General features: G+C 48.7%; 12 protein-coding genes. 1 reads left to right on the top strand and 11 read right to left on the bottom strand.

From position 1 onward, the window contains the following. Window positions 1–172 precede the first annotated feature (172 nt). The 8 genes from PCH02S_RS16710 to PCH02S_RS16745 form a co-directional block, all read right to left on the bottom strand. Window positions 173–898, bottom strand: a complete 726-nt coding sequence (locus tag PCH02S_RS16710) for a LutC/YkgG family protein (protein ID WP_127454961.1) — start codon at window positions 896–898, stop codon at window positions 173–175. Next, entirely contained in the window at window positions 891–2,408 is a 1,518-nt protein-coding gene (locus PCH02S_RS16715; protein ID WP_127454963.1) for a LutB/LldF family L-lactate oxidation iron-sulfur protein, read from the bottom strand. Before PCH02S_RS16715 ends, PCH02S_RS16710 begins: the two co-directional genes overlap by 8 nt. Continuing rightward, window positions 2,405–3,133: a (Fe-S)-binding protein gene (locus tag PCH02S_RS16720; protein ID WP_127454965.1), complete on the bottom strand. Its 729-nt coding sequence runs from the start codon at window positions 3,131–3,133 to the stop codon at window positions 2,405–2,407. Before PCH02S_RS16720 ends, PCH02S_RS16715 begins: the two co-directional genes overlap by 4 nt. Before the next feature lie 97 nt (window positions 3,134–3,230). Next, complete coding sequence (locus PCH02S_RS16725; protein WP_127454967.1) at window positions 3,231–4,145, bottom strand: fumarylacetoacetate hydrolase family protein; 915 nt, start codon at window positions 4,143–4,145, stop codon at window positions 3,231–3,233. A 30-nt stretch (window positions 4,146–4,175) separates the two neighbouring features. Then, a complete protein-coding gene (locus PCH02S_RS16730) occupies window positions 4,176–4,949 on the bottom strand; it encodes an SDR family NAD(P)-dependent oxidoreductase (RefSeq protein ID WP_127454969.1) in 774 nt (257 codons plus the stop codon). 12 nt (window positions 4,950–4,961) lie between these two features. After that, complete coding sequence (locus PCH02S_RS16735) at window positions 4,962–5,807, bottom strand: amidohydrolase family protein (RefSeq protein WP_127454971.1); 846 nt, start codon at window positions 5,805–5,807, stop codon at window positions 4,962–4,964. Window positions 5,808–5,848: 41 nt separating this feature from the next. Continuing rightward, a complete protein-coding gene (locus tag PCH02S_RS16740) occupies window positions 5,849–6,814 on the bottom strand; it encodes an aldo/keto reductase (protein WP_127454973.1) in 966 nt (321 codons plus the stop codon). Between the two features lie 32 nt (window positions 6,815–6,846). Beyond that, window positions 6,847–9,549: a UxaA family hydrolase gene (locus tag PCH02S_RS16745; RefSeq protein ID WP_127454975.1), complete on the bottom strand. Its 2,703-nt coding sequence runs from the start codon at window positions 9,547–9,549 to the stop codon at window positions 6,847–6,849. Window positions 9,550–9,746: 197 nt separating this feature from the next. Between PCH02S_RS16745 and PCH02S_RS16750 the strand changes: the two genes are divergently transcribed. Beyond that, a complete protein-coding gene (locus tag PCH02S_RS16750) occupies window positions 9,747–10,649 on the top strand; it encodes a helix-turn-helix domain-containing protein (RefSeq protein ID WP_127454977.1) in 903 nt (300 codons plus the stop codon). Between the two features lie 52 nt (window positions 10,650–10,701). Here PCH02S_RS16750 and PCH02S_RS16755 read toward each other — a convergent pair whose 3' ends face one another. From PCH02S_RS16755 to PCH02S_RS16765, 3 genes are all read right to left on the bottom strand, one after another. Further along, the gene (locus tag PCH02S_RS16755; protein WP_127454979.1) at window positions 10,702–11,868 is read right to left on the bottom strand and encodes a response regulator; all 1,167 of its coding nucleotides are present in this window, start codon (window positions 11,866–11,868) and stop codon (window positions 10,702–10,704) included. Next, window positions 11,865–13,673: a sensor histidine kinase gene (locus PCH02S_RS16760; RefSeq protein ID WP_127454981.1), complete on the bottom strand. Its 1,809-nt coding sequence runs from the start codon at window positions 13,671–13,673 to the stop codon at window positions 11,865–11,867. Before PCH02S_RS16760 ends, PCH02S_RS16755 begins: the two co-directional genes overlap by 4 nt. Before the next feature lie 188 nt (window positions 13,674–13,861). Continuing rightward, window positions 13,862–16,017: S-layer homology domain-containing protein (locus PCH02S_RS16765; RefSeq protein ID WP_164819591.1), on the bottom strand; the 2,156-nt coding region annotated here is incomplete at its 5' end.

The following is a 16,017-nucleotide window of genomic DNA, read 5'->3' on the forward strand; positions in this document are numbered from 1 at the left end:
GGATTTAATCCCCTACTTGCAGAAGTTTCAACTAACGTTACATTTGCTACTTTGTAAACACTCTATGTTTTACATATTCGTGAATCAGATAAGACTATCCTCCCAGTTCGATTAATCCCAAAGCCATAATAAAAAATCAAAAACCGGAACCCCAACGGAGTCCCGGCCCTATTTACCCTACAATCAGCGCATACACAATACCCGGTCCGTGAACCCCAATGGTCAAATCATTCTCAATATCAGCCGAACGGCTTGGTCCAGAGATGAAATGAATACCCGCAGGCAAATTCTCACTTCCCGCACGATCGAAATGAACCAATGTTTCGCCTAAACGTGTTTTCAGTCTATCTACCGGAATAATGGCCATCAATACAGTCGGGAGCAAACTAACCGATCTTCCTTTGTCCTGTGATGACAGGACTGTTATAGAGCCTGTATACGCTGTAGCGTAATCCGCCATCACAATACCAAAATCCGCTTCAGCGGCGCGGGCTTTCCAGTGATTCTCCGGCTCACGGTTCCAAACCGATACGCTAGTACCTTTTAGCACGCCTTCCAAATCAAGAGCATCAAGCTCCGATTGGTTTTGCCGGATGATATATTTAACGCTCATTTCCTGGGCTTTATTCACTATGAATTGTTGAACATCTTCCATGGAAGATAGACGAGCCACATGTCCGCCAGCAGCTTGGAAATTTTCTGTAAATCTCGTAATTCTCTCTTCAAGAGGCCATTCGAATGCTTGCCAGAAATCAGGCGCTCCTCGATAAGACTGAACCGGTTTCTCAGTCACCCGTGCTCTTCCCAGCTTACTAGCGATGCCATTCATGAATGTTTCCTGTTTCGCGCGTGACTCCATTTCAAGCTGCGCTAACCATTCCTGATGCGTATCAGCCATGTTCATGCCCTCCTCCGGTACTTCTTTCCTTGACAATGGCTTCCATTCGTTGGCGCACTTCCGGATCCAGCTCTTTCAACCCTTGGCGCAGTTCCTCCTCCAAAGTCCCCCACCCCTCACGGAACGATTTTTCAGGCAAACTTGGTGTTACCCTATACGAATTCCAGCCTTTGAGCGGACCCAGCTTCGTACGGATCTCTCCATTGCGAACGACAAGTTTCTGGCCGATCTTGCCGAGCTTCAGCACACTTTTGAAACGGCCTGAATTGCCCATAACCGCCGAGAAGCCTTTCATGCCAATCGCTTCAAGCTTATTGCCATGGCCACTCTCCACCTTGCGGCGCCGTAAAGAAACAAGCATATCGTGCAGAGGGATCTTGACGGGGCACGCTTCGTAACAAGCCCCGCATAAGCTGGAGGCATTCGCAATATCGTCCCACTCGGCCACGTTTTTCTTTAATGCAGGAGTCAATACGGCGCCGATCGGGCCGCTGTATGTGCCCCCGTATGCATGTCCCCCGATATGCCGGTACACCGGACAAGCGTTCAAGCAAGCGCCGCAGCGGATGCAATTCAGCAATTCTTGAAATTCGGGATCTCCCAGCTGCAAAGAACGTCCGTTATCGACAATAATAATATGCATTTCCTCAGGACCATCGGCATCATGTTCTCTTCTCGGACCCGTAATACCTGACATGTACACCGTCAGCTTCTGACCTGTCGCCGAACGCGGCAGAAGCGTTGCCATGACTTCCAAATCGGTCCAGGAAGGAATAATGCGCTCCATACCCATTAGCGTAATTTGCGTCTTAGGAACCGTCGTTACCATCCGGGCGTTGCCTTCATTCTCGAACAGCACCATGGATCCGGTCTCGGCAATCGCGAAGTTGCAGCCTGTCATCCCGATATCGGTTTCAAGAAACTTCTCCCTCAGCTTCTTACGAACAAAACCTGCTAGAATCGACGTATCCGGCGGCAGCGTCTCTCCGGCTTCTTTGGATAGCAACTCCGCAATTTGATATCTGTTCTTATGGATGGCCGGAATGATAATGTGGGAAGGCGTTTCTCCCGCGAGTTGAATGATATACTCACCTAGATCCGACTCGATAGCTTCAATCCCGATTGATTCAAGCGCGTGATTTAGATGAAGCTCTTCGGTTACCATGGACTTTGATTTTACAACCGACTTTGCAGATTTACGTTCCGCAATCGCCAGGGCAATTTTCACCGCATCAGCCGATGTATCAGCGAAATGGACATGAACACCATTAGCACGAGCGTTATCCGCAAACAAATTCAAATAATAATCCAGATGAGCAATCGTATGGAGCCGGATTTGTCGACCTCTCTCTCTCCACATATCCCAATTGCCGTGTTCTTCTGCAGCTTTCTTCTTACCTCCACGCAGCCGCTCTGTTGTAAAGCGCACGGCATTGCGCAAAAACTCATCGTTAAGCGCCAAATCCGCACGTTCTTTCACGCTTGAAGCAGCAGAATTAGTTGTACTCAAGCTCGATTCACTCCTTCATACAGCAGCTCTGCCAAGTGCATCACCTTGACGGGTTCGTTTCGAAAACGCAGGTTGCCGGCGATATTCATTAAGCAGGCCATGTCGAGACCGACGAGAACTTCCGCTTCCGTTTCTTTCACATGATTCACTTTCTCTGAGACCATAGCTCCTGAAATGTCTGCCATCTTGACAGCAAAAGTCCCTCCGAACCCGCAGCAATCTTCAGCAAAAGGAAGCGGAACAAACTGTAAACCTTGGACATTTTCCAATAATTCCAACGGCTCATCTTTGACACCAAGAAGCCTGCTTCCGTGGCAGGATGGATGATAGGTGACTTTATGAGGAAACACCGCCCCCAGATCCGTAACCCCCAACACCTGCACAAGGAATTGAGTAAACTCGTAAGTTTTTCTCTGAAGCTCTATCGCTTTCCCCAAGAGAACAGGATCATCTTGAAAGAGATTCGAATAGTGATGAATCATGTAGGTGCATGAACCCGAGGGAGAGATAACAAAATCGCTATCATCAAACGCTTTGAGAATCGTTTTGGCCGTTGTCCGTGCTTCATCCCAATATCCGCTGTTATAAGCGGGTTGACCGCAGCAAGTTTGAACGCTTGGAAACTCCAACTGAACCCCATATTTGGCTAAAAGCCGCACCATCGCTTCTCCTACTCGGGGATAAATCGCATCGCTAAGACAAGTAATAAATAATGATACTTTCATGGTGCACCTCTCATCTTTATGACCTATATCTCTATCAGATTGTCAGATATGTAAAGTAAAAGAACCTCAACGATCGAGGTTCTTACTATTTATTCTGCTATTTCTCAGCAACCATCGTATTTGTTAACGAACCCAATTTCTCAATCTCAATGGTTACAACATCTCCCGGTTTTAAATAGATCTGCTTCTCCTTCGGATAGCCGAGCACAACACCGGCAGGTGTTCCTGTTAGGATAATATCACCTGGAACTAAGGTCATGTGTTGCGAAATGTAGCTGACAATTTCGTCGCAATGAAAAATCATATCGGATGTATGGGAATGCTGTCTAACCTCGCCGTTGACGATACAGCGAATGTCCAGATTGTTCGGATCTCCTACTTCATCTGCGGTAACAAGGAAGGGTCCTAATGGGCTGAAGCCGTCGCATGATTTACCAAGCAGCCATTGTTGCGTTCTCATTTGCAAATCTCGCGCGGACAAGTCGTTCACATTGCAATAGCCGAATACGTGATCTAACGCATGCTCCTTCTCCACATATTTCGCTTTTTTCCCGATTACAATCACAAGCTCCGCTTCGTAATCAACCTGCGACGACACTTTCTCCGGCAATGGAACTTCAGCGCCATGTCCAGTTAACGTATTCGAAAATTTATTAAAAAGAATCGGATACTCCGGAATCGGCGCATTGGTTTCTTCAGCATGTTTGCGATAGTTGAGCCCAACACAAATGATTTTGCTTGGGTTCGTCACAGAGGGTCCATATTGGATATGAGTCTCATCCAGCCAATAAGCTTCTCCCTCTGAGCCTGCTTCAAGCACAATGTTCACAAGACGCTGCAGCTGCGCAACCGCCGCCGTTCCGCCTTCTATGACAGCATGCAGCGTCGTCGGCAAGCTAATCGTTTGGTCCAATGTCATTCCTTTGATTGCTGCGGCGACATCCAAAATGCCGTTATCCGTTTTAATACCAAGCTTAAATTGGCCGTTGTCGTTAAATGTCAGTAGTTTCATTCGTACATATTCTCCTCCAGCTAGCTAATGTTAGGCGTTCTTGCCGAAAACAACACCACCGTCAATGTAGAGCGGAGAACCCATCATAAACTTGGAATCATCCGACGCCAAGAACAATGCCGCTTTAGCAACATCCTCTGACTTGCCCAGTTCACCGCTGAGCTGGCGCTGTTTTAGGGATTCGATGGCAGCTGTAGGATCATCATAGGAAGTCTTTAAATAGTTTTCTACGAACGGTGTAAAAATCGTACCCGGCAGAAGGGCATTCACCCGGATGTTGTAGGCTGCATAATCAACCTGCATCGATTTGGTTAAAGCGAGTACGGCTCCCTTTGTTGCAGCATAAGAAACTCTGCGCGCGAGTCCAATTTCCGCTACGCACGACGACATGTTAATAATTGAACCTGTTTTACGCTCCATCATGTAGGGCAATACATATTTCGAGGGCAGGAATACGCCTTTTACGTTAATGCTCATAATCCGGTCCCAAGCTTCCGGCTCAATTTCATGTACGGCTCCGACACCGCTGATTCCAGCATTGTTAAACAAAACATCGATGCGGCCAAACTCAGCAATAGCCGTTTCCACCATCGTTTTGACGTGCTCAGGATTTGTTACATCCGCGTGGAGAAATAATGCTTCGCCGCCATTGTCCTTAATTTCGCTCACGGTTTCTCTGCCCTTGGTTTCATCCAAGTCATTCACGATAACTGTTGCGCCTTCTTGTGCAAAAAGCAATGCCGTGCTTTTCCCGATACCTGAACCGGCTCCAGTGATTAAAACTACCTTATCTTGTAATCGCATACTTCCACTCCTCTATGATTCAGCTTGAATGCCATAAAATTTTGCCGCTGTTCCGCCTAATATGGCAGCTCTCTCGTGTTCTGAATAATCGGCAATTGCACGATTGGTTTGCTCCCAGACTTTCTCATAGTCCCCTGCCAGGTTGGCTACTGGCCAATCGCTTCCAAACATGAGTCGATCCGCCCCAAAATGCGTTAACGCATAGTCGATATAGGGTCTCAAATCCTCTGAGCTCCAGGTATGCCAATCCGCTGCCGTATTTAATCCAGATACTTTTGCGTACACATTCGGGTACTGAGCCGCAGCAGCAAATTGTTCCGCCCATGCTCCCATTTGCTTTTCCTTGATCGGTGGTTTGGCGAAGTGGTCTATGACCATTCTAAGATCCGGTATTTTCTCAGCCAAATAAGGGACATGTTTCAAATGATTCGGGAACTCGCCCACGATATCGAAGGTCAAGCCGAAAGAAGAGAGGATCTTGAGCCCCTCTATCACCGAATCGCGGATGACCCAATCAGGATCCTTCTCTTCGTGAATCAGATGACGAACCCCTTTGAAGTAAGGATTGGCGGCGTATTCCTGCAGCTTTTTATCCGCCACTCCCGGAATGTTCAAGGGTACCCACCCAACAACCGCGCCTACCCATTCTCTTTCGGCGGCTACCTTTAACATATAATCGGTATCCTCATAGGAGTTCATAGCTTGTACGATGACCGTTTTGTTAATGCCAGCCTTGCGAATCAGCGGTTCCAATTCATCCGCTTCAATGGTACGGCATATCGATCCGAAAGACGGATCCAGCCAAGGGTACGCAACCTTTTCCAAATTCCAGAAATGCTGATGGGTGTCTATGATCATGGGCGAAAGCTCCTTTGCTTGAACTTATCTCATTCGGTACTCTAAGCAAAACGATTTTCTTCAGGATCTTCCATATCATAGCCAAAGGCATCAAGCGCCGGCCATAGCTCAGGGGCAATCGGGTAATTCGCGAGTTCCAGCGTTTGAGCGATCCGTTCCGGTTTACTCATGCCGACGACCGTACTCGCGATTCGCGGGTCACGGAGCGAAAATTGAAGTGCGGCGGCGGCAAGCGGAACATCGTATTCCAAGCAAACCTTAGCGAAATTACGCGCTCTCTCCAATAAGAGTGGTGGGGCCTCGCTATAGGCATAACGTGCGTATGCTTCCGGACCTTTAGCGAGTATTCCACTGCCATAAGGAGCAGCATTAATAATCGCAACGCCCATACGGCTCGCGACATCAAGCAAAGGCTCGGCAGCCCGATTGAGCAGCGTATATCGATTGTGGGTTTCAACCGCACTAAACGCTCCCGTTTCGACATAACGAATGAGCATATCGATCGGTCCGCCGGATATGCCGATGTGATCGATGACCCCCTGCTCTTGAAACTTTTGCAGTACTTCTAGCGGTCCGCCGGATCCCATCACATTTTCAAAGGTGGTATGTTCAGGATCGTGGATGTAAACATATTGCAGACGATCAAGTCCTAATCGTTCGAGACTTCCTTCGATGGAACGTTTAATTTGTTCGCCGCTAAAGTCGCCGGTCTTCAGGTCGCGGTCGGCTTTGGTGGCCAACACATACCCCGCTGGAAGACCACCATTTGCATGAATAGCCTTACCGATTCTCCGTTCGCTCTCGCCTTCGCCATAAGCCGCAGCCGTATCCAGAAAGTTGATTGGGCTTTCGAAGGCGGCGCGCAACGTCACCAACGCTTGTTCCTCCGACGTGCTGTATTGAAAGGTTTCCGGCATATCCCCCAGCGGAGCGGCTCCAAAACATAGCGGTGAAATGAGTAGGCCGGTGCTGCCAAGCGGTCTTTTGGATAATAATGCGTTCGTCATGGCGTGTTCCTCGCTTTCTGATATTGTCTGTATTATAACGACACACCCAAAAAGCCCCGTGTCATTTGAAAATCGATATTTCCTTGCTGATAGAGACGCGGTACATAAGTATGTTCCAGAATTTCTTTGCTGCGCTCAAGAATTTGATTCACCCAGAAGCTTGGGTTACCCCCGAGTACCAAATCGACATCCTGCTTAAGGTTAGGCAGATCAACCTGTTCCGACGTCACTTGCAGCATAGGGACAAAAGGATGCGCCTGCATCGGACGATCACCGATCAGCGCGATGATTAACTCCACACCTGTGGCGGCGAGTCCTGTGATCGTCTCTACGCCATGCGTTGTTGGCGTTTCCATCACGTGGAAGCCGTTTTGGCGGACGTGTTCCCCATAGGCAATGGACGGCCGAACTGGAGACGAGCCAAATAAAGGCTGACTGAATCCGTCCTCGGTAAGCAATCCGCTGTTCTCAGGAACAACGACCAAGCCTCCGGCACCGACGATCATCTTGGTTAGCAACCCCAGCTGCTGTCCGGCATCTTGGTTAATGGCACCAGCGCTTACAATCCCGATGCGCAACCCTTCCAGACCGACCGTCACCTTCTCCGCAGGTTCGGCGGCGGCCAATTGTTCGGCGAACCAGGACTCGACCTTTTCGCTCACCTTGGCAATTCCGCCGTCGAGCTGGATACTGGCATAACCAAGGCGGCTCGCATCGACACCCATCACGTCCATCTGATGGCGCATGTAGTCGTTATGCGTTTTCTCGCAGCCATGTTCCAGCAGCAAACAATGCTCCACCATCGGATGCGTAATATAACCGATCATCGTGCGGGAAAACAGGGATTCAGCCGGCCCCCCCGAGGTGCCGCAGCCTTCCGTGTGCGCCAAGGTGACAAAGCGCGAGAGCTCAGGTTTCCCTGCTCCTTGCTCGTTCAAGCGCCGTGTGATCATACCCGCTACCTGTCCGGCACAAAGACTGGTCGGCACGATCAAGCCGATATGATCGCTGGACTGCCGATTGCGGTGCCGAGTGAAGGAGAATTGGATCGGGTTAGCCGTCGTTACAGCATCATCTTCAATGGCTATCGGAGCTCCTGTTGGTACAGGAGTGTGAAGCAGCGTCTCCAGCTGGCTCGCATCGTTCTGCTGCCAGTTGCGCCAAATTTGTACTTGCGCATGGCCCGCCTTCTCGCCGACGCTTCGCTGACCGGAGGCAATTTGAATCGCCAACTCGAATACCTCTTGGCCCAGCTCATCCATCGACTTGCCTTCCAGATACTGCCCCGCATTCACATCCATATCGTTCGACAGCAATTGGAACCGGCGAGTTGTCGTGACCACCTTGACCGTAGGTACATACGGGAAGTTGGTGATTGAACCATTTCCTGTTGTAAAAAAGATCATGTTGCAGCCTGCGGCTATTTGTCCGGCGATGCTCTCCAGGTCATTGCCGGGGCTATCCATGAAATAGTAACCGCCATTCTTCATGAGCTCCCCGTACTCCGTAGCATAGTCGATCCGTGTTGTCGGGTCTTTTTTCATGGCAGCGCCTATAGATTTGAGATAAATATTATACAAGCCGCGATACATGTTGCCGCCCGACGGGTTACCTTCCGCACTGGTGCCATGCCAGGACGTGCGCTCCTTAAATCGGTTCACAAGCTCCAGAAATTTGCGAGCGGTTTCCACGTTGCGTACTTTTGACAGGACATAAGGCTCCGCGCCAATCAACTCATCCGTTTCGGCTAGACTAGCCGCACCACCGTAACGCACCAGTTGTTCCGAAACCCAGCCAAGCAGCGGATTCGCGGATACTCCGGAAAATGCGTCCGAACCGCCGCACTGCAAGCCAATTCGCAAGTGGCTGATAGATTCAGGCGTCCGCTGCATCGAGCTGACCGCCCCCAGCCAATTCCGTATGATCGCTTCCCCTTTAACAAGCTCCTCTTCGAAGCTGCCAGTGAGCGACACGAACTTATGCAGCACTTCATCGATCGGATAGCTATGCTCGCGTGCATAAGCCTCCACCATCTTGTTCGTGACCGATTCATTGCCATAATCAACAACCAATACCGCTCCGACGTTGGGGTTGACCATGAAACCTGCGAGCGTCCGCAGCAGCAAATCCACATTATTCAGTTTCTCTGTACCGCCCTCAGTATGAGCGACGGGAACGATCCCGTCGATATTCGAAACGTTCTTCCATTCGTCTTGCAGACGAGCGGCAAGTTCCTTTACGTAGCTACCAGTGTGCGAGGTGGTACCGAGCAGTGCGACGTAGTTTCTGGTGCCAACCCCGCGATCTGCATGGCGGCGATATCCCATGAACGTACGCGTATCCTCATAAGCTGGCGATGCCTGAGCCGGCTGGAAGTTCTCTTCGTCAAGGATATAGGGAGAAACTTGATCAGCGAAATTGGGCTCCGCCGGCACCGCGAACGTCAACTGGCGCACACTGAGCGCTTCCCGTACCGTTTTGTTGATCACATAGTTGCCGGGTTGAATCGGCTTAATCGCCTTACCGAAAGGCAAGTGCCACGAAAGCAGATCTTCGCCAGGAGCAACCGCTTTCACCGCGAATCGATGACCTTCCATCACCGTGTAATCCAAGACGAGGAATTGGCCTTCATACTGAATGACAGTACCGGAGTTCAATTGTTGAATCGCAACGGCGCAGTTATCCCCGGGCAAGGGAAGTCTCGCTACTTCTTCAAATTGGTAAACGACGTCCATCGATGACTGGCTCCTTTAATAAGATTTTCCGAACTTATAAAATAAATTGAGTTTTCTTCTAAAATTAGTGCTGCTCAATCATATTGTATCAAGAATATGTCATTTGTTAATTCTTTACCTTTGCAAAAACATACTCTATTTTGATATTCTATTAATATGAAAATAACGCAGTGAGATGATCTGTGGAGGTCCGAAATATGCAAAAACCGCTTATCAAGAACTTTATTAACGACCACCTCCTACCATTGGACATTGTATTTAAGGACATAAAGACACCAAATCGTGAACTGCCAGAGCATCTTCATGATCGCTTTGAATTGGTTTATATTTATAGTGGAAATGGTACGTTTTTCTTAAACCAAATGCTTTATGAGATGAATGAGGGAGACCTCTTCATCATTCCTGGAAATACCGTTCATCAGGCGTTGCCAGATTCCGAGTTTCCAATTACCGCCACTGCCGTCTATTTCGATCCGCAACTGATTGGACATTATGCAGCAGGCGATTCCTTTACGAATATGCAAGTTTTTGAACGAGCCCGCAAATATAAGAACTATAAGCTTGTAGTCCCAGCAGCCATACGCCCTCAACTCGAAGAAACACTCAAACAAATACATGAAGAATTGGAACGGCACGAAGCCGGTTTTAGATACGCTGTTCAACTACATTTAAATAGCCTTCTCATCAGCATTAATCGTTTGATCTTAAAAGAATCCCATCATCAACTGGTCGCGTCCGATATCGGCCCCCCCTGGTTACTGAACATCCTTCAACACTTAGATCAGTTTCACACTGAACCAATTGCTGGACTTTCATATTTGGCTAAGCACGCTTCCGTCTCAACCGCTCATTTATCCAGGGTGTTTAAACAATTAACCGGGATGAACATCACCGACTATGTGAATGCCAAGCGAATTTCAACTGCAAAGGAGCTGCTTTTAACTAGCGACTTAGGCATAGATACGATCGCCCACAATTGCGGTTATGAGAGCTTACCTTATTTTCATAAGTTATTTAAGAAGTTTACCGGCGTTACCCCAGGCGTATATCGAAGAAAAGTAATGAATGAAATTAGCTCCCAATTAGACAACAAGACATAAAGGTCACTATTCCTCCCTGCCTTCCGCCAAGAATGACAAAAACCGCGATGCCTCAAGGCTTCGCGGTTTTTGGCTTTTTATCTGTGATTGCACGAATTAACGAACTGTATAGAGCGGTCAACTCTTCAGAAGGGCGAATACCTAGCTCCTGATGAAGCAGCCGAACATAATCCGTATACAATACGGTCAATCCCTTTTTGTCCCCCGTCATTTCGCGTATCATCATCAAATGGTGGATGACCGATTCATCTAACGGATTGTGCTCGTTAAGCTTAAGTAATAACTTTGAAGCGGAGCCTGTATCTCCCGACGAAATCAGTACGGCGGCAAGTCGTTTGACGAATGAAGTGTACATTTGACGATAACGTTCCGTTTCGTGAATAGCCCATACATACGCTTTATCGCCAAACAAATCCCCCGTATAAAGGCGTTCAACGCTTAGAGCATTTTCCACTTGGCTGGCATCGATTGTGTGCAGTTCTTTCACTTGCGATTCGAACTCTACATAATCAATATTAGCGTCCTGCCACTCAAGTGCATACCCATCATTCTCTGAACGTATGACCTCGCGCATACCAAGCGGTTCCAGTGACTTGCGCAGTTGGTACACCGTTGTATTCAAATAACTTTCCGCACCTGCTTGCTCCATGCCGCCAAAAATATCCGTAACCAACTTAGAACGTGGAATACGTCTACCTCGGTAAAGCAGGAGATAGGCAAATAGCTCTGCGCATTTTCGCGAGATCCACTTCACTCGGCCCGTTTCCTTGCTTACAACTACGTCTCCGAGCGCTGTAATAACAATCCCTCTTCTTTGCTGCGTCGGTGGTACCAGGATCGCTGACGGATGGAAAGCCCGCCAGTTCTGAAGCGCACGGTGTACGGTTCGCTGCAGCCTCTCTTGAGAAACCGGCTTGACCAGATAGTCGATCACCGAAAGTTCATAAGCTTCCAGGGCGAAATCCTTGTGAGAGGTGACGAATACAATTTGCACTGGAGAGCCGACGTTTCCTAACCTTGCAGCGAATTCCATCCCATTCTCACCTTTCATTGAGATATCAACGAAAGCGAGGCCGATGTCCGTATGCTCTTGTAAAAAGAAGGAAGCAGATTTCGTATCCGTGAAGGCGCCGACAACTTGAACCTCCGGCAGCTTATGCAACATTTTGCTCAAAATTACATGCATTGTCACGTCATCATCTACCAAAATAACTTTCAAGCCTCCTCGCCTTCCTTCCGCTCGTCAATGACATCCATCCCGTCTCTTGAACGGTGTAAAGTAAAGAAAAACGTCGTTCCCACTCCCGGCACGCTGTTAAACCACAGATTCCCTCCATGAATCGCAATAAATTCACGTGTTAACATAAGCCCAAATCTGGCATGCCCTGCACCTTGTTCTGGGTCCGGCACTTTGATAAATGTATCGTCACGCCGCAGCATGTCCACTGTCTCTTCGTCCATTCCTTCTCCATTATCGCGTATAGTCACAACAATCTTATCCTTGTCCAAATGTGCCCCAATTTCAATCCATCCACCAATTCCCGTAAACTTGATCGCATTCGATAGCAAGTTCCGCAGAATGAGATCCAGCATCTCTTTATCTGCGCTAACTGTAAACTTCTCGTCAATTTGCTCTCTCAGCACAATATGCTTCATTCCGGCCTTCGACTCTGCTAGTAACAGGGCTTGACGAACGACTTGCTGCAAATTCCAGCCTAGGGGTCGAAACACGACATTCCCTTTCTGGTTGCGATACCAGTCGAGCAAATTCTCGACAAGATAGAACGTGTTCTGTACTTGTCCTTGGAGTACTCCGAACAATTCGGCATGCTCATTGTTATCTGCAGCAAGTTCTTCACCAAGCAGTTCGGTTATACTGACCAAATGCGCGATTGGGTCTCGAACGTCATGTGCCACAACCGTAAACATCTTATCCTTAAACGAATTTAATTCCATAAGCTGGTTCGCACTCTCACGCAGCCTTGCCTCGTTTTCTTTCAACTCCGTAATATCATTAAAGAGGATCATCTTTCCAATTGGTGTGCCTGAATCATAGATGAACGATACACTGCATTGATAATATGTATTTTTATTGCCATCAGCTTGGGATCTGTAGAACGAGAACCGTTCGTTTCCATGATGAGAGTCAAGAATGGGGTGAATCAATTCAGGATTGGCGGAGAGTACCTCCCCTACATAGGCAGGGTAATGTTTCGTCAATGTGAGTTCCGGCAGGACGCCTTCGGCCGCTTTGTTGTAACTGACAATTTGATCCTTGTAGTCGAGCAGGATAACACCATCCCGGATGGTGTCGAACACTTGAGTCAGCGCAAGCGGTGTAAATCGGAGCAGATTGAATCGCAGAATTCCCCAGGCATAGACGATTCCAGACACTGCGAACCCGAAAGGCGTCAAATCGACGACCATTCCAAACCACAAGGTGATATTGAACAACAAGGGCACTGCGGCTCCCATGGTCAGTACGATAATTTGCTTGCGAACGATGCTTGAAGACCGCCAATACATCGGGATAAATAGAAAAAAACCACACAATAATACGAAGTAATTATACAGCGTATGTGCTTTATACCAAGGCCCTTTAACTGTTATATACAACGGAAATGAACTAGACTCATTGAAGAGATATTGCTCATAAAAAAGGTGATGCCACTCATTGGTCAAATGGGAAATAAAGACCCCTGCAGGGATAACGAAAAGTGCCAGCGCAAGGCGTTTTCGGTAACGCGAGGCCGTCCCAGAGAATTGGATGACCTGGAAGAGCCAAAGCGTCGTGACGAATGGAATGCCTACATATTCGATTTGAAGCGAAAGCTTAACTTCGTATAAGTTGCGGCTTAACAACTCGAAAGCATAACCAGTTGCGTACCAAGCCGCCCCTATCATAATCAGAATCATCGTTCTAGCGACTGGTAAATGCCGTTGCTGATAGGACAAAAACGCAACGTATATCATGAATCCCGCTGCCAAAAAAAGCAGTAAGGATAACCATTGAACTGTGCTCACTGCAGCGTCTCTCCTCACTATGGAACTGACATGCGGGTCAGTCCTAAGTAAACCTCCTTTTCAATATACATGCTTATTCATCGAGTATCTACCCTTCTCCCTTAACATTTCGTCAACTAGTAGGCTTAAGAACTTGAGGCTATAAAATAAAAAAGCCGCATCACATGCGACTTTTTCTGTAACCATATTTATTTAATAAAATGCACGTACTGCAAGAGCCTTTTCAGTATAACTGCTGCCTGCGCCCTCGTTGCATACTCCGTCGGGGCAAAACGTCCGTCTTCCATCCCATTCATAATGCCGACTTCCGAAGCTCGGATTGCCGCCTCTTGCGCCCATGAAGAAATGGATTCTCGATCCGTGAAAGCGTTTAGGCGGCTGCCCGCTTGCCCTTGCCCTTTGCTGCTAGCTCCATTGCTGGTCAAGGTTAAGGCGCTCGCGATCACAACGGCCATTTCTTCACGGGTAATCGGGGCATTGGGAGCAAAAAGTCCGGCACCGACGCCGCTAACCAAGCCACTAGCCACTGCCGCATCTACTGTAGATGCATACCATGCAGATGCAGGGACATCCGCAAAATGGGCACCGCCCCCGTTCTCCTTTGCGGATAGCCCTAGCCCGCGAACGAGCAAAGCTGAGAATTCCGCTCGTGTGATGGTTCCTTCTGGCGCGAAACGGTCGGCCGCCACGCCGTTCACCAGCAACTTGGACGCCAGATACTCCACATCCGCTTTCGCCCAATGTCCGTTTAAGTCGGCGAATGTTCGTGCCTGCACATCTACAACTGTGTACAAGCTGTTATGTGGCACGGTCAAAATCGCTTCTGTTTTGCCATCTGGACCGGTTTCCAGCTGTGAGGGAACAAAAACGACGGTGCCGTTTGCCGGGATATACTGAACGGCAACCAGGTTACGGTTCATGTTCTCTCGGTCTAACTTTATGGTCCGAATCGTGTACGATCCGCCAAAGTCATGCACCTCCAACGTCTGCCCTTTAGCTTCTGCCGTCACCTGGTAGTCAATGACGTTGGCAAAAACAGCAAAACCTTGGGAAACGCCAATCCGATTAATCTCTTGTCGAACATTCTCACCGACCTGCACCTGTATGATGTTCACGGTCAAATCCGATACTTGCGCGTTGAGACGCTCCGCCAAGCCGGTCAGATCAATCGCGCTTAACCGCAATTGATAGCTGGAGTCGTTCAGCCTCATCTCGATAATTGCATTAGGATACGCTTGGACCATTTGCGCAATCCAGTCAGCCGGAAACTGTGTTTGTACCGCTTGCTCCCGATTGCCAATTTTAATGCTGACAAACGGTTCCTTCGCATCTTTCAGGAGTTCCAATATCTTTTCCCTTGTTCGTTCAGGGAGGATAACCTGTTCGGCCACCGTGCCGTCCGAACGCGTGATCTTTTTGATGTTGGAAGGATCGACAAGAGCGGTAATCCCGCCGGTCATATTTATCTTCACTGTCGTCTCCGTCGTCGCAGTCGTCCCCAATGTAATCGGTCTATCGCCATTATCCGATGAAGACGGGATTAAGATCCCAGTAACAGTGATGGTTTTCACTGTTTCATTGCCTGCTTTGTCTAGGGCATATACGGTATAGTCGCCGTTGGCCGTAATCGTGAATTGAGATGCGGCCAAAATATCGGTTCCTTTCGTTCCCCTAGCAAAATCAGTCGCGCTAAGGCTTCCAGGTAGCCAACGGAGCTCTGTCATTGCATTTCCCGCAGTCACGCCGTACACGCTTGCGGTCACGCTGATCGCTTTACTTGCCGATCCGTTCGATGCAGCCCTCAGAGCAACATCGGGCGGTATCGCCACGATGCGTATTCCGCTCGCGTCTGGTGCTGCGTAATTCAGCGAAGCCGCAAGTCCGTTGAAGGTGCGAGCGATACTTGCACCGTTCAGGAGATCCAACGAAGCGGCAACTTTAATTCCGTCAATATCCGCGAGCCCTGCCGGAATTTCGTATTCGAAAGTAAGTTTTGTCAATGGTGTGCCGCGCTCTCCTGTATACGGGGCATATACTGTCTGATATACCGTCTGAGTGACGGAATCATCTCCAATTATGATTGGAACGGCGGGTGTCCCACTCACGGTTACTTCGTATCCGTAAAATACCGTAAAGCGAAGTGTGTCGTTTGTTCCATACAAATCATTGGCCGATACCGTTAGCACCACCCCCACCCAAGAGGCTTCAAATACCGCCATAGCTTCGTTCAAACTGACGGTGGCTTCATCCAATCGAGTCTGAGATTGATTCTTCGCATCATCGGCAATAGCCTGCGCTGCATCTATCGCGGTCTGCAAGGCAGCGCGGTCTTTTGCCGAAGTCT

The sequence above is a fragment of the Paenibacillus chondroitinus NBRC 15376 genome, from assembly GCF_004000765.1.
GTDB classification, from domain to species: domain Bacteria; phylum Bacillota; class Bacilli; order Paenibacillales; family NBRC-103111; genus Paenibacillus_E; species Paenibacillus_E chondroitinus.